Origin of the sequence: Luteibacter anthropi (genome assembly GCF_011759365.1) — a bacterium.
GTDB lineage: Bacteria > Pseudomonadota > Gammaproteobacteria > Xanthomonadales > Rhodanobacteraceae > Luteibacter > Luteibacter anthropi.
In genome coordinates, this window is the sequence record NZ_JAARLZ010000001.1 from 357,487 (window position 1) to 378,912 (window position 21,426).

11 protein-coding genes are annotated in these 21,426 nt (G+C 65.0%); 5 read left to right on the top strand and 6 right to left on the bottom strand.

Annotated elements, in window-relative coordinates; translation table 11 throughout:
* Nucleotides 1–310: 310 nt before the first annotated feature.
* Both HBF25_RS01495 and HBF25_RS01500 read right to left on the bottom strand, forming a co-directional pair.
* The gene (locus HBF25_RS01495) at nucleotides 311–1,336 is read right to left on the bottom strand and encodes a LacI family DNA-binding transcriptional regulator (protein WP_166945894.1); all 1,026 of its coding nucleotides are present in this window, start codon (nucleotides 1,334–1,336) and stop codon (nucleotides 311–313) included.
* Nucleotides 1,337–1,401: 65 nt separating this feature from the next.
* The gene (locus tag HBF25_RS01500) at nucleotides 1,402–2,691 is read right to left on the bottom strand and encodes a sugar MFS transporter (protein WP_166945896.1); all 1,290 of its coding nucleotides are present in this window, start codon (nucleotides 2,689–2,691) and stop codon (nucleotides 1,402–1,404) included.
* A gap of 384 nt (nucleotides 2,692–3,075) precedes the next feature.
* On the opposite strand from HBF25_RS01500, the gene glk reads away from it, so the two are divergent.
* From glk to HBF25_RS01515, 3 genes are all read left to right on the top strand, one after another.
* The gene (gene glk, locus HBF25_RS01505; RefSeq protein ID WP_250878658.1) at nucleotides 3,076–4,095 is read left to right on the top strand and encodes a glucokinase; all 1,020 of its coding nucleotides are present in this window, start codon (nucleotides 3,076–3,078) and stop codon (nucleotides 4,093–4,095) included.
* A 175-nt stretch (nucleotides 4,096–4,270) separates the two neighbouring features.
* Nucleotides 4,271–6,949, top strand: coding sequence for a TonB-dependent receptor (locus HBF25_RS01510; protein WP_425483427.1), 2,679 nt, complete (start codon nucleotides 4,271–4,273; stop codon nucleotides 6,947–6,949).
* Nucleotides 6,950–7,218: 269 nt separating this feature from the next.
* Entirely contained in the window at nucleotides 7,219–9,498 is a 2,280-nt protein-coding gene (locus tag HBF25_RS01515; RefSeq protein ID WP_243852940.1) for a family 20 glycosylhydrolase, read from the top strand.
* A gap of 102 nt (nucleotides 9,499–9,600) precedes the next feature.
* On the opposite strand, the gene HBF25_RS01520 is transcribed toward HBF25_RS01515, so the two are convergent.
* Nucleotides 9,601–13,890, bottom strand: coding sequence for a DEAD/DEAH box helicase (locus HBF25_RS01520; protein WP_166946411.1), 4,290 nt, complete (start codon nucleotides 13,888–13,890; stop codon nucleotides 9,601–9,603).
* A 148-nt stretch (nucleotides 13,891–14,038) separates the two neighbouring features.
* On the opposite strand from HBF25_RS01520, the gene HBF25_RS01525 reads away from it, so the two are divergent.
* Together HBF25_RS01525 and HBF25_RS01530 are read left to right on the top strand one after the other, a co-directional pair.
* Nucleotides 14,039–16,246 carry a glycoside hydrolase family 3 C-terminal domain-containing protein gene (locus tag HBF25_RS01525; protein ID WP_166945900.1) on the top strand — a complete coding sequence of 736 codons (2,208 nt, stop codon included), beginning with the start codon at nucleotides 14,039–14,041 and terminating at the stop codon, nucleotides 16,244–16,246.
* 76 nt (nucleotides 16,247–16,322) lie between these two features.
* Nucleotides 16,323–17,093 (top strand): transporter, encoded by a 771-nt coding sequence (locus tag HBF25_RS01530; RefSeq protein ID WP_166945902.1) that lies wholly within the window; start codon nucleotides 16,323–16,325, stop codon nucleotides 17,091–17,093.
* Here the strand turns inward: HBF25_RS01530 and HBF25_RS01535 are convergent.
* The 3 genes from HBF25_RS01535 to mprF all read right to left on the bottom strand — a co-directional run bounded on the left by HBF25_RS01535 (nucleotide 17,090) and on the right by mprF (nucleotide 21,307).
* The gene (locus tag HBF25_RS01535; RefSeq protein WP_166945904.1) at nucleotides 17,090–17,251 is read right to left on the bottom strand and encodes a hypothetical protein; all 162 of its coding nucleotides are present in this window, start codon (nucleotides 17,249–17,251) and stop codon (nucleotides 17,090–17,092) included. The genes HBF25_RS01530 and HBF25_RS01535 overlap by 4 nt on opposite strands.
* 649 nt (nucleotides 17,252–17,900) lie before the next feature.
* A complete protein-coding gene (locus HBF25_RS01540) occupies nucleotides 17,901–18,698 on the bottom strand; it encodes a virulence factor (RefSeq protein ID WP_250878663.1) in 798 nt (265 codons plus the stop codon).
* On the bottom strand, nucleotides 18,695–21,307 hold the full coding sequence (mprF, locus tag HBF25_RS01545) for a bifunctional lysylphosphatidylglycerol flippase/synthetase MprF (RefSeq protein WP_250878664.1): 2,613 nt from the start codon (nucleotides 21,305–21,307) through the stop codon (nucleotides 18,695–18,697). The genes HBF25_RS01540 and mprF overlap by 4 nt, the downstream gene beginning before the upstream one ends.
* Nucleotides 21,308–21,426 lie beyond the last annotated feature (119 nt).

Here is a 21,426-nt window from a genome sequence, read left to right on the forward strand (position 1 = left end):
GTGTGCTCCTGTTCACGCGGACGCGCAGGCACACGAACACGTGGCCGGGATTGCCGTCCTGGGGATAGGGATGCGCAACGCGAAAGGCGGCGCTCGAAACGGTCCGCCGGTAAACGATTGGGGGACTCGCGGGATGTCCTGCACAAGGCGTCGAGGCTCGACGCGGGGAGGACATCCCGCAAAGCATAACAAACCGGGCGTTAAGACCCTGTGGACTCCCGAAAACCCTGTAGGAGCGCGCCTTGCGCGCGACCGGTCATCGCGAAACCATGGGAATATCCGCGACAAGCGGTCGCGCGCAGGCGCGCTCCTACAGGCGTCTTGGGGCCGTGGAGCCGCGGACCACCAGTTCGGGGCTGAAGCCTTCGTTGTCGATGGCGGTGCCCTCTTCCCGCTCCAGCTCCGCGATGAGCCGTTGGGCCGCATGCCGGCCGATCTCGTCGGTGTTCTGCCGAGCGGTGGTGAGTGCCGGCCACGACTGCTTGGAGAACGGGCTGTCCTCGAAGCCGGCGATGGAAAGCTCCCAGGGCACGTCGACGCCACCGGAGCGGGCGGCGGCCAGCACGCCGGCGGCGATTTCGTCGTTGGAGCCGAAGATGGCCGTCGGTGCTTCCTTCAGCGCGAGCAGCTTGCGCGCACCTCGAAAACCGTCGTCGAAGGAATAATCGCCCTCCACCACCAGCTTCTTGTCAACGGGCAGGCCGTATTCGCGCAATGCATCCTCATAGCCCTGATAACGCTCGGGGCTGGAACGATGCCCCTTGCCTCCCCACAGGAAACCGATGCGGTGGTGGCCTAGCTGGATCAGGTGTTCGGTGATGGCATAAGCGGCGTCGCGGTCGTCCACGAAGACGCAGGGCCAGCCGTCCTTCGGATCCTGGCGTGCCGAAATGATCCGCACGAAGGGTACGTTCTGCTCGGTCAGCGAGGCCAGCAGGCCCGGCTGTTCGGACATGGGTGGGCACAGCACCAGCCCGGCAAGGCGGTTGCGCCGTACGAGGTCGCCCAGCTGCTCGGCCAGCCGCGGGGCGGACGAATCGCAGGGGTGGATCTGCAGGCCGAAACCGCGCTCCCGGCACACCGACAGCACGCCGTTCTGCATGGCGATGACGTAGTGCGCGTTGGGGTTGTCGTAGACCAGGCCCAGGGCATACGTACGCGAGCTGCGCAGGCTGCGCGCGGCCTGGTCGGGCTGGTAATCGAGGGCTTCGATGGCGCGCTGCACCTTGTCGCGGGTGCGCGCATGGACGGAAGGTTCGTGGTTGATGACGCGGGACACCGTCTTCAGCGAGACGCCCGCGCGTTCGGCCACGTCCTTGATGGTGGGGCTGCGCAATCTACGACCCTCATAAGCAAGACGGCCATCCTAGCGGATGGCCGTTGCACTGCGAAGATAGGGTGTCAGTCCTTGACGTGCTGACCGACGCGATGGCCTGCCGCCCCGTAGTACAGGATGTACAGGTAGCACGGCACCATGATCGCCAGGAACACCCCCTGGAAGTCGAACACCTGCTTCAGGTGGGCGAACAGCACCGGGATAATGGCGCCGCCGGCGATACCCATGACCAGGAAGGCCGAGCCGAATTCGGTCAGGCGCCCCAGGCCCTTGATGGCCAGCGGGAAGATCGCCGGCCACATCATGGCGTTGGCGAAACCCAGGGCCGCGACGAAGCCCACCGAAGTGTAGCCCGTGGTCACATAGGTGCCGATGGAGAAGATCACGCCCAGGATCGCCGAAAGCGCAAGGTATTTCTGCTGGGAAACGAACTTCGGAATCAGCACGAGGCCGGCGATGTAGCCCAGCAGCATCGCGAACAGGGTGTACGAGGTGAAGTGCTTGGTTTCGTCCGGCGAGATGCCAAAGCCCTGGCCGTAGGTGCCGATGGCGTCGCCGGCCATCACTTCCACGCCCACGTACACGAACAGGCACAGCACGCCCAGCCACAGGTGCGGGAAGCTCAGCAGGCTGCCCTTGGCGTGGCCGATGGCACGCTCGGAGTTCTCATTCGACGGCTTGATCTCGGGCAGCGAGGAAAACACCACCCAGATCGCCAGCACCACGAGCAGGCCGGCCATCACCATGTACGGCATGTGCACCTTGGCGGCAAAGGCGGCCAGCAAGGCGTCCTTGTCGGCGGCCGTGGGGGCGGAGGCGATCTGCTTGTCGAAGCTGCCGATGTTGCTCATCACCAGGGCGCCGAAGACGAACGGGGCGAGCGCGCCGGCGATCTTGTTACAGATGCCCATGAAGGCGATGCGCTGGGCGGCGCTGTCGATGGGACCCAGGATCGAGATGTACGGGTTCGAGGCCGTCTGCAACAGCGACAGGCCGGCACCGATCACGAACAGGCCGGTGAGCGCGCCCGGATAGATGCGCATGGTGACGAACTGGCCGAACAGCGCGGCACCGATGGCCATCACGAAGAGGCCCAGGCCCATGCCTTTCTTCATGCCGGTGCGCTTCAGGATGAAGGACGACGGCAGGGCGAGGAAGAAATACGACAGGTAGAAGGCCATCGGCACCAGGAAGGCACCCACGTCATCGAGTGCGAAGGCCAGTTTGACGAAGGTGATCAGCGGGCCGTTGAGCCAGGTGACGAAGCCGAAGATGAAGAACAGGACACCGATGATGACCATCGGTACCAGGCTGGATTGGCGCGTCTCGTCGACGGCGACCGTGGTGGACGACATGGGAACTCCCCGCTTAGTTGTATGTGGTATCCCGGTCGGCATCACCGACGGACACGCCCCGGTTTTGTCCCTTTATTGACTCGTGTGCGCAACGTTGTCAATCAGCGAAAGCGATCCTCCGACTTCGTTGTCATTCCCGGATGACTTTCGATGCTGCGATGCAGCAAGTATCTGACGAGCAAATAATCACGATTGAAAAGCGGGTGTTTTGCTTATCCCGGGAAAAACGGCAGGAAGCGGCTATTGCGGCGCATGACGGAAACCGGCATGTCTTGTCCGATAGTCATGTTGACAACGTTGTCATTCCACTCAAGACTGCGCCGGAATGCAGGGCGTCACGGAACATTCATGTGACGACAGGGAATCAGTCATAAGGGGCAAGGCGTGGGCGAGTCGGCCAAACAGCGGGAAATCGTGCGTGCTTCGCGTCAGGAGGCGTTTCTCGCCGCCGACGTGGGCGGAACGCATGCCCGTGTAGGACTCGTGCAGCGCGCCGGCAACGGCATCGAAGTGCTGCGCTACGAGCGCTATGCCTGCGCCGACTGGCCGAGCCTTACCGCCGTGCTCAAGGACTTCGTCGGTCGCCTTGAAAGCCACGCTCCCATCGCGCATTGCGCCGTGGCCAGCGCCGGTTACGTTCTGGGCGACGCCGTGGTCAACGAGAACCTGCCCTGGCCGGTCTCCATCGGCGACATCCGCACGACGCTCGGCCTTTCCGGCCTTGCCGTGGTCAATGACTTCGAGGCGGTGGCCTATGCCTGCCAGTTCCTCGAAAGCCACCAGACCACCGCGGTGATCGAAACCACCGCCGAGCCGGCCGTGGGTCCTGTACTGGTCATGGGTCCGGGCACCGGCCTGGGTTCGGCCGTGCTGCTGCCGGGCACGCCGCACGCCACCGTGCTGGCGACCGAAGCCGGACAGATCTCGCTGGCGCCGGGCAACGAGCGCGAATCCGCCATCCTCGGTGTGCTTTCCCGTGGCCGCGACTACGTTTCCTACGAGACCGCCCTCTCCGGGCCCGGTCTGGTCAACCTCTACAACGCCATTTCGACATTGCACGGTGTGCCGTCGATCCTGGCCCAGCCCGCGGACGTCACCCGCGCCGCACTCGACGGGAGCGATCCGGTCGCGGTGGAGGCGCTGGATGTGTTCTGCGGATTGCTGGGCAGTTTCGTCGGCGACCTCGCCATGCTCTACGGCGCTCGCGGCGGCGTGTATCTCGCCGGCGGCATCCTGCCGCAGATCCGCGACCGGCTGCTGCAGAGCAGCTTCGCTACCAGGTTTTTCAACAAGGGCGTCATGCGCGCCTTTCTACAGCAAGTGCCGGTACGTCTGATGGACCACGGACAGCTGGGAGTGATCGGTGCCGCCGGTCTCTACCTGCACGGTTCGACCGCTCATTGAAGAGCGGGGAAGGAACGCTGACTCGTTAAAAAACCGGGCCCTCCAAGGCCCTTCGATAGCAACAAGGCACGGCGCGGTCGCGAAACCCGTCGACGCTTTCATCCTCTGAGGGGAGGACATCATGTCGCATCGTAGAAACCTGCTCACGGCGAGCATTGTCGCCGCACTGTGCTGTATGACCGGAGCTGCCTTCGCGCAGGATTCGGCAGCACCCGCCAAACCGCAGACGGCCCAGGAAAAGGCCGATGCTGCCAAGGCGGCCCAGCTCGACGCGATCACCGTCACCGGTATCCGCGCCAGCCTTGAGAAGTCGCTCGACACCAAGCGCAATGCAGACGCGGTGGTGGAAGCGGTCACGGCCGAGGACATCGGCAAGTTCCCGAATACGAACGTCGCCGAAGCGATGACCCAGATCCCGGGCGTCGTCATCGATCGTCAGTTCGGCCAGGGCGACCGCGTGTCGATCGACGGCACCGACCCCAGCCTCAACCTCACCTTCCTCAACGGCCAGCCGATCTCGCAGACGCCGTGGCAGTACGGTGCGCAGCCGAACCGCGGCTTCGATTTCACCATGCTGGCGCCGGAAATCGTGGGTCGCCTGGAAGTGTACAAGTCGCCCGAAGCGCGCCTGCCGGAAGGCAGCCTGGGCGGCACCGTGATGCTGCACACGCTGCAGCCGCTGGACCTGCCGGCCAACACCGTGCGCGCGTCCTTCGGCCTGAACTACAACGACCAGGCGTCGTCGGGCAGCCGCCCGTCGGGTTCGGCGCTGTACAGCTGGAAGAACACCTCCAACACCTTCGGCGTGATCGCTTCGTTGCAGCACTACGAAGAGAAGATCGATCGCCAGGGCCTGGAGATCTTCAGCTACAGCCCGGTCTCCAAGTGGGCCGCCAGCCCGGCCGTCGCCGCTGGCATCGCCAACGGCACGCTCGATCCGAACGCCAAGGTGCCCGACGAGGTGAACTCGGCGTGGTTCCAGCAGAAGCGCAAGCGCGATACCGCCACGCTGGGCTTCCAGATCCGTCCGACCGACAACTGGGACATCGACGTCACCTCGCTGTTCGTCCGCGAGAACTTCGACAACTGGAACCAGTCGCTCTATCCGTTCACCGGTTCGGCAGGCACGCTGGGTAACGTCACCAGCTTCAACCAGGGTCCGAACGGCGTCGTTACCGGCGGCCATGTCTGCGGCAACGACAGCCCGAACTGCCCGGCCATTGCGCAGGGCACGTACGACAGCAACGTCCGCAAGTCGGTGGTGCGTACGTCGGCGTTCGATGTGAAGTCGACCTACCACGGCGACGGCTGGAGCCTCGGCGGTGCGGCCGGCTACAGCAAGGCCGTGAACAACAATATCTCGCAGGCGGTGATGGAACCGGTGTATGCCGGTGGCTACACCTGGGACATCCGTCGCGGTTTCAACTTCGACAACCCGGCTGCCGCGCGCGATCCGAACAACTGGCACATGGGCGACACCCCGGGACTCGGCGGCTGGCCGGGCAACTACGGCTCGTACAACGCACGTTCGCGTGACAGCTATGGCCAGCTCGATTTCACCAAGGATTTCGACTCCTTCGTCAACCAGCTGCTGGTCGGCTACCGCTGGAACCGCCACGAAGAGGGCATGAACGCCCACGTGTACGGCGGCAACGGCCCGATCTCGCTGGCCGACCTCGGCACCTCGGGCTATACCAACCTCGACGGCGTCAGCATGTGGGATGGCGCGGCCAGCCACATCATGCCGGACCCGGACAAGCAGTACGCCTGGGTGCGCGCCACGAACGGTGGTAACGAAGATCCGGGTACGTTCCTCAACGGCACGTACAAGATCATCGAGAAGACCAACGCGGCCTACGCACAGGCCAACTTCGCCGGCGGCGATTTCCACGGCAACGTGGGTATCCGCTACGTCGACACGAAGACCGATGGCTTCGGCTACAACTACCTCGGTGCCCCGGTGCTTCCGGCGCCGGCAGGCTCGTACGTGAAGTCGTCGCAGACCTCGAAGAACTGGCTGCCGTCGGTGAACATCGCCTATGACGTCGCCGAAGACGTCGTGCTGCGCTTCGCTGCCGCGAAGGTGCTGGCCCGTGCGCCGTACAACATGCAGGTCAACAACCTGTTCCTCAACGACACCGTGCTCACCGGCGCGGGCGGCGATCCGAACCTGAAGCCGTACAAGTCGAAGAACTTCTCCCTGTCGGCCGAGTGGTACTTCGCACCGCAGTCGTACCTGGCCATCACCGGGTTCTACAAGAAGATCGACGACTACATCTTCATGGACGTGTTCCAGGAGCGTCACTTCAACTCGGCCACCTCGACCGATCCGAAGACCTTCGCCAGCCAGCTGGCAGCAGGCCTGTGCACGGCCGACGGCTTCTGCACCTATAACGTCAGCCGTCCGACCAACGTCGGCTCGGGCAAGATCAAGGGTGGCAGCATCAGCTACCAGCAGGCGTTCGGCGAAACCGGTTTCGGTGTCACGGCGAACTACACCTATGCCAAGGGCACCCTCGATTCGGGCGGCTCGCTGCCGTACAACTCGAAGAACGCCTACTCGCTCAGCCCGTACTACGAAAAGGGCGCCTTCAGCGCACGTCTTTCGTACAACTGGCGCAGCAAGTACCTGGCAGGTGGCTACGTCGCGGGTGCGCCGCCGGCCACCACGGAAGACTACGGCGACCTGGGCGCCACGCTGGGCTACAAGCTCAACGACAAGGTCTCGTTCACCCTGGCAGGCATGAACCTGACCAACGAAGCCTACAAGCAGTACATCGGCATCAAGGACATGCCGGTCGCGCATTACACCACCGGCCGCCGCTACATGGCCTCGGTGCATTTCGACCTCTGATCGAATGTGATGGATCGGCGGCCACGGACGGCCGCACCACCCCTCGAAGCTTCATTCCCCACGGGCCCGACAAACCCTACTTTTCGGGCCCGCTTTTTTTGCACGAAACAAGCGTGCCATGTCGCGCTGCCCGGCCCGGGCCTGTGCCGATCCTGCGAAACCTTCGCGGAACACGCGGCACTTTACGAATATCCAACCTGTGCGTAGGGTCGAAGCTTTTACACTTCCCGCCCGGTTCAAGACTTCTCAACATCCACACAGGGGTAACTATGCGTCGCACTCTCATGCTCGCCCTGGCTCTCGGGTTGAGCGCATGCGCCAGCCAGCAGCCACGACACGACAACGCACCGGTCGATACGACGCCGTTATCCCTGATTCCCATGCCCGCGCAGCTCGCGCGTGCGCCGGGTCACTACCGCATCGATGCCACGACCACGATCGTCGTGCCGGCTGGCAACGCCGCCGCGAAGCGCGTGGCGGCACAGTTGCAGGGCTGGGTGCGCCAGGCGCGCGGTTTTGCGCCGGCCATCGTGGAAGGCAAGCCCAGGGGTGGCGCCATCAACCTGGCGACGCAGTCCACGGCGAAGGGCCATGAGGGTTATACGCTCGATGTGGACGGCAAGGGTGTGTACATCGCCGCCAACGACGAGACGGGGCTGTTCTATGGCGCGGTCACCTATTGGCAGCTGCTGACCGATCCGGCGTCGGAGAACGGCGTGCCGGGTGTGCACATCGTGGATGCCCCCCGTTTTGCCTGGCGTGGCCTGATGCTCGATTCCAGCCGGCATTTCCAGTCGGTGACGGAGATCGAACATCTCATCGACCAGATGGCGATGCACAAGCTCAATACCTTCCATTGGCATCTCACGGACGACCAGGGCTGGCGCCTGCAGATTGATAAATATCCGAACCTCACCCAGCAGGGCGCATGCCGCCAGCCGGTTGGTCCCGATATCGCGCTGACCGGTGGCGCGAACAAGCCGTACTGTGGTTTCTACACCAAGGACGAGGCACGACAAGTCGTGGCCTATGCCGCCGAGCGTCACATCACGGTGATTCCCGAGATCGAGATGCCGGGCCATGCGCAGGCCGCCGTCGCTGCGTATCCGCAGTTCGGCGCAGGCAAGGGCAAGCATACGGTGTCCTCGGACTGGGGCGTGAACACTGCCTTGTTCAATACCGACGATGCGACCTTCACCTTCCTCGAAAACGTGCTCGACGAAGTGATGGAGATCTTCCCGTCCACGTACATCCACGTGGGTGGCGATGAAGCCGCGAAGGACGAATGGGAGCATTCGAAGTCCATCCAGGCGCAGATGAAGAAGCTCGGCATCACCGACGAGGAAAAGATGCAGGGCTGGTTCGTGGCGCGCATCGGCGACTACCTCGACCAGCATGGCCGCCGCCTCATCGGCTGGGATGAAATCCTCGACGGCAAGGTGCCGGCCAGCGCCACCGTGATGTCATGGCGCGGCACGAAGGGTGCGATCAAGGCGGCCAATGCCGGGCACGACGTAGTACTGGCGCCCTCACCCACGCTCTATCTCGACCAGTTGCAGTCCACCCTGCCGGATGAACCGGCCGGGCGTCCTTCCGGCCAGTCGTTGCAGACGGTGTACGACTTCGACCTGGTGCCGCCGGAAATCGACGCGGCCAAGGCGGCTCACGTGCTGGGTGCACAGGTCAACCTGTTCGCCGAATACCAGCCTACCTGGGCGCGTATCCAGCATGCGATCTTCCCGCGCATCGCGGCGCTCGCGGAGCGTACGTGGTCGCCGAAGGCCGACTGGAATGGTTTCATCGCCCGCCTGCCCGCGCAGATGGCCCGCTATCGTTCCGCCGGCATCGTGCCTGCCGACAGTGCCTATGCCGTGGCGATCTCCGCCGAGCGCGTGGATGGCGACAAGGCACGCGTCACGCTGTCCAACCAGGTGAACTACGGCACCTTGCGCTACACCATCGACGGCTCGGCCCCCACGACGCAGTCGAAAGCGTACGAAGGCCCGTTCGAAGTCACCTTGCCCACCACGATCCACGCCAATGCATTCTCGGGCGGTTTCGGCCTGGCCGGCCCGCGCGAGGAAGCCATCGATGCGAAGTCGCTGCTGTCCCGCAGCAGCGATCAGCTCGACAGCTGCGGCGACAAGCTGGTGCTGCGTCTTGAAGCACCCGACGCCATCGATGGCGTGCGCCCGGTGTACAAGGTGGACATCATGAACACCTGCTGGGTGTGGAAGAAGGTGCCGATGGATGGCCTGTACGGCATCCAGGTCAAGGTGGATCGCCTGCCGTACAACTACGCCCTGTGGAAGGACGCATCCGGCATCGTGTCGCGCAAGTCGAAGACCAGGGCCGGCGAGATCGAAGTCCACCTCGACAGCTGCGACGGCCCGAAGATCAGCACCATTCCGCTGGCCAAGGCCAACGACGGCCGCGCCACGCTGGACGGCATCCTGCCTAAGCGCGAGGGCGTTCATGACCTTTGCTTCGTGATCACCGGCAAGCCTGGGCCGAAGCTGTGGGTGATCGGGGATATCCAGTTGCGTTGAGGCTGACCGGTCGCGCGCGAGGCGCGCTCCTACAGGGAGCGCGCCTCGCTGCCTTCTGTAGGAGCGCGCCTCGCGCGCGACCGAAGCGAAGCGAGCGCTTCCCTACCCGCCCCCGGAAGAAACCCGCATATCCGATCGCCGCTGTAACGCCCCCAGCACCTCATGCTCTTCCTCTGCCGACAACTCGGCCAGCGTCACAAACTTCCCCGCAACCATCGCCCCCACCGGCACGCCATCGCGTATCGCAACACGCGTACCCAGCACGGCAGGCAATTTCGTCCCGGCGATGATGCCGCCCACGATATTGAGCGGATCGGTACCAGCAATGCACACGATCTCGCCATCATGCGACCGATGCCGGATCTGCCGCAGGGCCACCAGGGCATCCGGCAACGCAAACTGCTCGCCGACCAGCCCATCGACGAAGCGGCCGCCGCGGATCTCCCCGCGCGCCTCCAGCCGGTGATACACCCGCCGCAACTCGCGCCACGGCGGCAGCCACGCCGCCTCGCGCTCAAGGATGCGCCAGCTCACTACGCCATAACGACGCAGCAACGTGCGGGCGATATGTTCCAGCCCATCGGCATCCGTGCGCTCGTCACGCGGACGCCGCGCCAGCGACCAGCGGCCGGCATCCTCGATGCCGCTCAACATATGCCGGCGCGTACGCCGGTGGCGATGGTTGTCGCGCCTGGATGCCGGCAACAACAACGCGCGCAGGCCCGCAAAGCTATCCGCCGTGACACGACCGCTGGCGACCAGCTCGCCCAGCGCGTCTTCCAGCTCGGTACGCAGCAACCGGGTGATCGACGCCAGCTCATCGAAGAACAGCGCGCCCTCGTCACGCAAGGCATCGGCCACGGCCTGCGCGCGCGACGACAGCTTCACGTCTTCGTTGGCATTCGGCGCCGCGGCCGACCAGATGCCGAGCTGCCTGCGCGGCAGCAGCACGATCGGCGTCGCGCGCACGGGGCCGCTCGTTCCCGTGCCCGGACGCAGTCGACTCCACACCACGCGCCCTGCACGACACAGGTCGTCAAGCCAGCCGATGCTGTAATCGCTCACGCGCGCCGGCAGCAATTCGGCCTCCCACGCTCCGGCCGCACCTTCGAAACCTTCCAGTTGCGCTATGACACCAGCCAGGGCATCCGGTCCGGCCACCTGCGAGGATCGCGTGACATGCTGCCAGTCGAGCAGGAACCGGTAGAAATCGCGCCGCGTCACGGGCTCGATCTCGCGACGCAGGCGACCGATGGTGTAGCGGTGGATGCGTGCCAGCAGATGACGCTCGCACCATTGTGTGGTGGTGATGCCCGGTGAGAACAGGCCCTGCATCACATAGCCCTCGCTTTCCAGCGACGTGAGCGCCAGTTCGATATCGGCGACGGGCACATTCAACGACGCGGCAACCTGCACGGCAGATACCGGACCAAGGCCGCCCAGGCGTCCTCGCACGATATCCACCAGCGCCGTTTCGCGTGTCCATGCCTGCGCGACATACTCCGCCGGCGCTTCGATGGCCGGTCGCATGGAGGCATCCGGATGCAGCGCACGCCACGCAGGCAGGCGCTCGGCCGCGATCCACAATGCGGTGTCACCCTTGCCCAGAAGCGTGGCACGCGCATCCTTCGCCAGCACTGCAAGCAGTTTGTTCCACCCCGCGTTGTCCATCACTTCACTCAGGGTCACCGCACCGAGCAGCATCAAGGCTTCATGCATTTCATCGGCACTTCGCGCCTCTGGCCACGCCTCTTCGCGCACGGAATCGATGGCTTCGGCATCCAGTCGACCAAGATCGTCGGCGCTCTGCGCTTCGTTCCAGCGGCGCGACTGCACGGCCTGGGTGCGTCGTTCTTCCAGCGGCGCGTCGTCGAGGAAGGCATAAGGTGCCGCGCCCAGTACTTCGGCCGCCAATGGCGACGGCGTGGCGAGGTCGCGCGCGATCACGCGGATGCGTCCGGATTCCAGCCCACGCAACACGTCGAGCCAGCCTTCGCTGTCCATCGCCTCATGCAGGCAGTCGTCGAGCGTCTGGTTGACCAGCGGATGATCGGGCACCTCGCGTTCGCCCACGATGTTCTCCAGGCAGGCGACCTGGTCCGGAAACACGGTGGCCAGCAGGTCCTCGCTCTTCATGCGCTGCAACTGCGGCGCGACCTTCTTGCCACCGTTGAAACGTGGCAACGCAAGCGACGTCGTGGCATTCCAGCGCCAGCGCACGCCGAACAGCGGCGCATCGAGCAGGGCCTGTACCAGCACGTGTTCGGCGCTGTTGGAGTGCAGATAGCGCGACACCTCTTCCAGCGGAAAACTGTGGCTGGTGGACAACGACAGGATGATCGCGTCTTCCGTGGCGGCCGCCTGGAGCTCGAAATTGAACTTGCGGCAGAAACGCTTGCGCAGCGCGAGGCCCCAGGCCTTGTTGATACGACTGCCGAATGGCGTGTGGATGATGAGCTGGGTGCCGCCCGACTCGTCGAAGAATCGCTCCATCACCAGCGTATCGTGCGTAGGCAGCGCGCCAAGCGCGGCGCGTGCGCGGAACAGATACTCCACCACCTGCTCGGCCGCTGCCTTCGAAAGGGATAGCGTCTCCATCAGCCAGTGGAGCGCATTTTCACGACCGCCGTCATCGAAACGTGCGGATAGTTCGCCACGCAGTCGCGACACGCCGGCCGACAGCTCATCGGTGCGACCGGGCGCCTCGCCCAGCCAGAACGGAATATTGGGTGGCTGTCCCTGCGCATCCTCGACACGCAGGCGTCCCATCTCCACGCGGATGATGCGGTAGGAACGATTTCCCAGCTGGAACACGTCGCCGGCAAGGCTCTCCACGGCGAAGTCTTCGTTCACCGTGCCGATCAGCGTGGCCTGCGGTTCCAGCACCACGTTGTAATCGCCGGTTTCCGGAATCGTGCCGCCGGAGGTCAGCGCGGCAAGGCGCGCGCCGCGTCGTTCGCGCAGGCGCCGGTTCACGGCATCGCGATGGATATAGGACCCTCGTGGACCCACGCGCGTGGTGAAGCCATCGGCCAGCATGCGGACGATGGCGTCGTAGGATTCCCGTTGCAGCGCGCGATACGGATACGCCCGTTTCACCAGATCGTAGAGCGCATCTTCGTCCCACTCCTGGCAGGCCACTTCGGCGACGATCTGCTGTGCAAGCACATCCACGGGCTGCTTGGGAAAGATCAGTGCATCCAGTTCGCCGCGTCGTACGCAGTCCAGCAGGGCCGTGCATTCCACGAGATCGTCGCGGGAGGTGGGAAACAGCCGTGCCTTGGGTGTGCCGCCCACGGCGTGACCCGCACGCCCCGCGCGTTGCAGGAAGGCGGCAATGGAGCGGGGCGAGGCAATCTGGCAGACCAGCTCGACATCGCCGATATCGATGCCCAGTTCCAGCGATGCGGTAGCGACCAGTACGCGCAGTTCCCCCTGTTTCAGGCGCTGTTCGGCGTCGAGGCGTTGTTCGCGGGAGAGACTGCCATGGTGCGCGGCGACGATCTCCTTGCCCAGCCGCTCGGACAGGTGCCTGGCAAGACGTTCGGCCATGCGCCGCGTGTTCACGAACACCAGCGTGGTGCGATGCTGTTCCACGAGGTTGGCGAGCCGGTTGTACACCAGCTCCCACATGTCGTTGGACATCACCGCTTCCAGTGGCACCGGTGGTACTTCGAGCGCCAGGTCGCGTTTGCGTGCATGTCCGATGTCCACGATGGCGCAGTCCGTACGCTCGTCGCCCACGAGAAAGGCCGCCACCTTGTCGATGGGTTTCTGCGTGGCCGACAGGCCGATGCGCACGATGCGCCGTTGCGCCAGCGCTTCGAGGCGTTCAAGCGACAACGCAAGATGGCTGCCGCGCTTGCTGGCCGCCACGGCGTGGATTTCGTCGACGATCACTTCGCGAACGTCACGCAACATCGCCCTGCCCGACTCGGAACCGAGCATCACGTACAGGGATTCCGGCGTGGTCACGAGGATATGCGGGGGACGCTTGCGCATGCGTTCGCGATCCGCCGATGGCGTGTCGCCCGTGCGCACGGCGGTGCGTATCTCCACATCGGGCAGGCCCTGCCTGCGCAGTTCCTCGCGAATGCCGGCCAGGGGCGCATCGAGGTTGATGCGGATGTCATTGGACAAGGCCTTCAACGGCGAGACGTAGAGCACGGTGGTGCGATCGCGCAATCCACCGTCGCGCACACCTTCACGCACCAGGCTGTCGATGGCCGAGAGAAACGCCGTGAGCGTCTTGCCCGAACCCGTGGGCGCCGCCACCAGCGTATGGCGACCGGAACGGATCATCGGCCACGCCGCTATCTGCGCGTCGGTGGGCGCAGGAAAAGTGGCCTCGAACCAGGTGGTCACGGCGGGGTGGAATTCGGCGAGCGGCATCGACTTTTGTGAATTCATTGAACCACTTAAGTGGGGTCTTCAGACCCTGCTGGCAAGGTCCAAGCCTAGCGCGGACCCGCCTGCCCAGTTGCGATGAAAACGTTACTGGAACAAGGTGGGACGTTTTCCTTGCAACGGAACCATGCCCATGACCGTCGATGTGCGCCGCACCGCCCTCGCCTTCGCCATCACCGCTGGCCTCGCCGCCTCCGCCCATGCCGCCACCCCGACGGATCGTCCCTGGATGGATCGCTCGCTTTCGGCAGATCGCCGCGCCGATCTCATCGTCGCGGCGATGACGGACGACGAGAAATTCCGTCTCATCCGCTCCGAGTTCGGCCAGAAGAGCGAGAAGTTCGAACAGCCCGAAGGGGCGCTGGGCGGTGCCGGCTATATACCGGCCATTCCCCGCCTTGGCCTGCCTGCCATCCAGGAAACCGATGCCAGCCTGGGCGTGACCCGCACCGGTTCCGACGGCAAGGGGGCCATCTCGCTCCCGGCCGGTCTGGCCACGGCGGCCAGCTTCGATCCGGCGGTGGCCCATGCCGGTGGCCGCATGATCGGCGGCGAGGCGCGTGGCAAGGGTTACAACGTGATGCTCGTGGGTGGCGTGAACCTCACGCGTGATCCGCGCAACGGCCGCAACTTCGAATACGCCGGAGAAGATCCGGTGCTGGCGGGCACCATCGCCGGCGCCGCCGTGAAGGGCGTGCAGGAACGCCACGTGGTGGCCACGGTGAAGCACCTGGCCATCAACGATCTCGAATCCGGCCGCAACACGCTCAGCTCGGACATCGATCCCGTCGCGTTGCGCGAATCCGATCTGCTCGCCTTCCAGCTGGCGATCGCCAAGGGTGATCCGGGCTCGGTGATGTCGGCCTACAACAAGGTCAACGGCGTCTATGCGGGCGAAAACGAGTGGCTGCTCAACGACGTGCTGAAGAAGGAATGGGGCTTCAAGGGTTTCGTGATGTCCGACTGGGGTGGCGTGCACAGCGCCACCAAGGCGGCCATGGCCGGGCTCGACCAGCAGTCGGCCGGCGAGGTTTTCGACAAGGAGGTCTTTTTCGACAAGCCACTGCGCGAGGCCTACGCCAAGGGTGAATTCCCCAAGGCACGCCTGGATGACATGGCGAAGCGCATCCTGCGCAGCCTGTTCGCGCATGGCGTGATCGACGAGCCGATGAAGAACGGCAAGGTGCCTTACGCTGCCGATCGCGTTGTCGCCCGCGACACGCTCGAAGCCGGCGCGGTGCTCCTGCGCAACGAAGGCGGCCTCCTGCCGCTGTCGGGCAAGGGACAGTCCGTGGTGGTGATCGGTGGTCGCGCCGACGAGGGCGTGCTTGCCGGTGGCGGCTCGTCGCTGGTGACCGATGAAGCCGGCGATCCGGTGCCGGGCCTCGAGCCCACCGGCTGGCCCGGTCCCGTGCGCTACCACCCGTCCGCCCCGCTGGATTTCATCCGCAAGTTCGCCAGCAAGGCGAGCTTCGATCCCGGCACCGATCCGGCCGCGGCCGCGAAAGCTGCTGCTGGCGCGGATGTGGCCGTGGTGTTTGTCACCAAGTGGGCGGCGGAGTCGTTCGACACGCCGGACCTCACCCTGCCCGACCACCAGGACGCACTGGTCGAGGCCGTCGTGAAGGCCAATCCGCATACGGTGGTGGTGCTGGAAACCAACGGCCCGGTGAAGATGCCGTGGCTGGATCACACCGCTGCCGTGATGCAGGCCTGGTATCCGGGCTCGGGTGGTGGCGAGGCCATCGCACGCCTGTTGTACGGCAAGACGGCGCCCTCGGGGCGCCTGCCGATCAGCTGGCCGCGTGACGAGTCCGAACTGCCGCGTCCGACGATCCAGGGTGCCGGCCTGTATTCGAAGGAGAAGCCGGCCGACAACGTCGACTACAACATCGAAGGCGCGGACGTCGGCTATCGCTGGTACGAGAAGAAGAACCTGAAGCCGCTGTTCGCCTTCGGCTATGGCCTCACCTACACGAGCTTCGCCTACAGCGATTTCGCCGTGGACAAGGATGCCAGGGGCAATCCGGTGGCCCATGTGACGGTGAAGAACACGGGCAAGGTCGCCGGCGCCGATGTACCGCAGATCTATGTCACCGGCCCCTCCGGTGGCACGCGTCGCCTGGCCGGCTGGTCGAAGGTGCAGCTCGATGCCGGTGCGAGCCGCCGCGTGGACATTCCGCTGGAAGCCCTCGCGCTGGCGCGCTGGGACGACGCCGGCAAGCGCTGGCACATCGCGGCCGGCCACTACGCCGTGAAGCTCGGCCGTTCGGCCACGGACGTGGCGGCTGACGCCAGCATCGACCTGGCAGAAACGTTCCCGGTGGTGAAGGCGCCCTGAGGTCGTGACGGGAGCGGCCCGGCGCCGCTCCCGTTTCCTTCGCACGGGCGTGACGGGCGCCGTCGACAATGCCCGCATGAATTTACGCCGGCTGACGCCCCTCCTCCTGCTCGTTGCCTCGCAAGGCGTCCTCGCCGACCCGCCCGACTTCGACCGCCCTGGCGCGGGTTTCGCCACGACGACCGTGCCGGTGGGCACGCTCGCGTGGGAACAGGGCCTGCCGACCTATCAGCGCGAGCGTCCGGGCGGCGTCCTGCAAGGCACGTATACCGCCGACAGCCTGTTTCGTATCGGGCTGGGTGGCCCGCTGGAATTGCAGTTCGGCGGTTCGGCGTGGAACCGCTTCGAAGAGAGCGACGTCGGCCTGCATCGCCATCACCTGGGCCACGGCGACAGCAGCGTCGGCATGAAATTCGCACCCGGGGGTTCCGGTGACGCGGGTGCCTTTTCCTGGGCAGCGCTCGCGAAAGTCACCTTCGCCAACGGTGACCACGACCTCAGCAACGATGCACGCCAGTACACGCTGGGCACCACCATGCAGTGGAAGCCCGACGACATTCACCAGAACACGCTCTATGTAAACCTGGATCGCCTCGGCCGCCACAACACCTGGACGGTGGCTCCCACGTTCGGCCGCCGCTTCGGCGATCACTGGACAGCCTATGTCGAGGCCGATCTCATCCACGACGCCGACAACGGCAACGAAGTGCAGGCCGGCGGCGGTGTAGCCTACGACATCGGTAATCACGCACAGCTGGATGCCTATGCACTACACCGGATCGGCAGCCACGGCCCATCGCTGATTGCCGGGCTGGGCGTGTCGGTGTTTTTCGGCCGGCCGGATTAACGGTTTGCCCGCCGCATCGCGCGGAAGACGATCACGGTGAGCACCAGCCCGACGAGCAGGCCGATACCGGCGCCCCACAAGGAGCCGGGACGCGAGTCGACCAGGTAACCGATGCCGCAGCCGAGCAAGGCAAAGAGAGGAATTGGTAAGCAGCCCATCCGTCGAGCCTAGAGGTCGGTGCACGCGGCTGTAAAGTCGATGGCACCAAAAAAACATGGCCCTGGCGCTCACGCGCAGGGCCATGGTGACCGTCCCTGGGTCTGATGGCGCTAGCCACCGTTATAACGCGGCCCGGCGAAACCGACGCGGCGCTATCGCCGATGAAGGGGGGATCGATCCTGGCGCTAGGGACGGACGGCATCCTGCCGTCGGATCGGTCATCGACGATATCGTTTCCCGCCGCTGGCAGGCTGAGCGGGAGACGGCCTTCATCTTCCAGACGTGAAGGCCGGCCGGATATAGGAGAAGTCTTAAAATTCGTACGGCTTTACCGATACGGCAGTGGTCGCCATAAATTCAGCCTATGCTGGCGCATGCGTCTCATGACGAGGCTTGCGCGCAGGCGGACGCACGTCCCTGGGTGCGCGTTTCACAGGCGTGGGCACAGGGCTTCCCCGGCTCGCCAGGCTGCGCAGGCGTGCGCAATCAGATGTTCCGTAGTCGCGTTTTCCCGGTTCTCGTTGCATGGTTCTTCTCCGCGCACGCCTCCACCCGCACAGGCAGGTTGAACGCCGGAAGAGAAATTTCCGGTGGCGTGCGGGTGAAGCTTTCGTGACGAAGCGGCCGGGTGAATCGGCCGATTCCCGGTTAAGGCGATGTGGAGGCGCCGGCCGGCATGCGCTGGATCAGCTCGGTAGCCAGCTTTTCGTAGTTCTCGTCGAAATGGTGCGAGCCGGGTTTCTGGTAGACCGTGACGAAGGACGGCAGCCGGTGATCGGTGCAGAGGCTGTCATCGGCGTCTTCCTGGCCGTAGTAACAGGCCATCGGTGGCTTGCCGCCGAGTTGCACGATAGGCGGCATGGCGTCGGTATGCACCACGGGATTGAGCCATTGCAGGAAGTTGTGCGTGTGGGTGGTCCACCAGCCCTGCTTCATGTAGCCCTCGAGCTCGATCTCGAAGTTGACGTCGCGACTGCCCGAAAGCAGCACGAGCTGTGCCAGCTTTGCCCGGTTGTCGGGCCGGATCATGCCGACGATGGTGGGCAGCACATCGGCGCCGAACGAATAGCCGATCAGCAGCACGCGCTTCTTGCTCCACTGCGCCGTGTACTTGTCGAGCAGGCCGTCGAGGTCGTGTGCGGACTCCTGGGGTGAGCGATAGCGCCAGAAATACTTGAAGGTGCTGACGCCGGCCACAGGGATGCCGCGCTGGACGAACACGGCGCCCAGGCGCTGGTCGAGATCCCACCAGCCCCCGTCGCCGGAATAGATCACCACCAGCAGGTCTTCCTCGCCCTTCGGAGGCGAGGCAAGCGCCGGCAATTCCACGGTGGATTTCTCCATGGATGCATGCGTCCATGGATGCCAGGCCAGCAGTGCGAGCGCGCCCAGCGCGACGATCGCAAGCAGCACATAGCGAACAACTTTCTTTGCAGTAAACGTCACCGGCGCACCACTCCACCCAGACCACCGGAAATCAGGCTGGCGACATTCGCCAGCGCGAGGGGCACGGCAATGCCGGCGGCCACGGCGATGTAGCGTGGCTCCCATTCCGGATCGAATTTTTCCTTGTACTTGTGCAGGCCGCGGAAGTTGTAGAAACGCTCGCCCCGGCCGAACACCATGGCACCGAAGCGACTCCACAGTGGCGCCGTGCGCCGGTTGGTGAGGCCTGACAACGGGGCCATGCCCAGGTTGAACCAGCGATAGCCCTCGGCTTTCGCCCAGACCATCAGTTCGATGAACAGGAAATCCATGATGCCGGAAGGGCCCTCTGGGAGGTGGCGCATGAGGTCGACGGAGGCTTCTTCCTTCGACTCGGTGAGGAACATGTTGGCAAAGGCCACGGGCTCGTCGCCCTGCCAGACCACCGCCATGGGTGTGCGGGCGAGATAGCGCTCGTTGAACAGGCCCAGCGAGAAGCGCTTTTCGCGCACCTTCTTGTCGCGCATCCAGGCGTCGGAGATCTTCTTCAGGCGCGGCAGCAGGGCCGGCACCTCGTCGATGGGCACGATCTCCAGGCGCAGGCCGTCGCGCGTGAGCTTGTTGACGGTGCCGCGCAGGGTCTTCTTCGATTTGCCGTCGAGGTTGAAGGTTTCCAGGCGCACGCGTGCTTCTTCGCCGATCTTCAGCAGGTTCATGCCTACTTCGAGATACAGGTCGAGATCTTCCGGGCGCACCTGGTAGAACAGCGGCCAGCCGCCGGCACGCTCGCATTCCTCGCGGAAGGCCCAGACCAGCTCACGACGGGCTTCCTCGTCGTCACCGACGGGATCGCCCATCGACACCCAGCTGCGGCCCTCGATGTCATACATGATGAAGGCGCGGTCGTCGGGCGCGAACATGAGCATCTTGTCGCCGACCAGCGCCAGATGGGCCTGGGCCGAGCCGAAATGCTTGAGCAGCGGCATGGCCCGGCCAAGCTCGGCTTCGCCGGGCAGCGAGCGACGTGGGCGTGCCGGGCGGATCAGGTTGGCCAGCGCGAACAGCATCACCACCGCCGCGGCACCCACGAGCGCGCGCAGGGCGCGCGGCGCACCGCCGTGGCGGAAACTGAATTCCCACCAGAGATTGTTGTTGTATTCGACGTGCTTGAAGCTGAAGAACACCAGCCAGGTGGCGCAGCCGAGCACGGCCAGGATCGCGACCACCCAGCCCACCGAGAAGGTGGCGCGGAATAGCGATGCACGCCGGTAGAAGTGCTTGTGGGCGGGTGCCAGGGCGAGGGCCAGCAGCGACAGCAGGGTGGCTTCCTCGTAGTCGATGCCCTTGAGCAGCGAGAGGATTGCTCCGACGAGCAACAGGATCAGGGTGAGTACGTAGGCGGCGTCCAGGCGGCGTTGCAGGCCGCGCGCGAGGATCAACAGCAACATGCCGACCATGCTGGACAGGAAGTGCGAGACCTCCACCAGCGGCAGTGGCACGAAACCGCGCAGGATCTCCATGCGTCCGGGGATCGCCAGCGTGGCGCCCGAGAACAGCAGTACCGCGCCGCAGACCAGCGTCAGCCCCGCGAAGAACGGCGGCAGCAGGCTGCTGAACCAGGGCGTGATGAGTGCCGCATGGCGCAGCGCTCGCACCTCGCGCCAGATCACCATCAGCGTGGCCACGGCCAGCGGCAGCAGGTAGTAGACGAGGCGATAGGCGGCCAGCGAGCCCAGGATGGGGGCTTCCAGGCCCTGGTTGCCGGTGGCGCCGAATCCCGCCAGCAGCACGGCTTCGAACACGCCCAGGCCGCCCGGCACGTGGCTGATGAGGCCCGCCATCTGCGCCAGCACGAACAGCGCCAGGAAATGGCCGAAACCGCCCACGATCTCCTGCGGCATCAACACGTAGAGAACGCCGGCGGCCAGGCCCCAGTCGAGCGCGCCGATGAGGATCTGCCGGGCGGCCACGGCTGGCTTCGGCGCGTGCATGGCCCAGCGCCACACCCTGATCGGACGACGCATCGTCAGCGAAAGGATGAACCAGGCCAGGGGCACCAGCGTGAGCACGATGGCCAGCGGAATGCGCAGGCCCGACAGTGGTACCTCGGGCGGTATCGGCACGATCAGCAGCGTGACGCCCGTGATCGCGGTGAGGCCCAGCCAGAAACTCAGCGTCGTATAGAGCACGACGCGGGCGATCTCGCTCGTGGTGAGGCCGGCCTGCAGGTAGAAGCGGTAGCGGATCGAGCCGGAAACCAGCAGCGACATGCCCAGCGCGTTCGAGAAGCCGTAGCTGATGAACGAGATGAAGCCCACCCGTTTGGCCGGCAGGCGCTTGCCGACGCTGGCCAGGCCAAACCAGTCGTACAGCGTCATCACGGCATAGCCGGCGCCGGTCAGCAGCACGGCCAGGGCGATGTCCGTATTCGGCAGGCGGTGCACGTAGTGGGCGATCTGCCGGTACGTGACCTCGCTGGCCATGGCATGCAGGGCCCACAGGGCGAGGCACAGCAGGGCCACCGACAGCAACGGGCCACCCGCACGGCGCAGCAGCGTCGCGTACAGCGCCGGCTTCGCCAGGGTCGGGTCGGTCGTCGTCGGGAGCTCGGTCCTCGTTTCGTGCTCCACCCTGCCGCGACTCCACTTGTATCGATAAAGGTCGTGTAGGGTGCCACAGAGCGGCTTGGGAGGGCAGCGGGAACGACAATCCCGTGTGATGAAAGGTTCCCCTAAGCTTATGGAAAGCC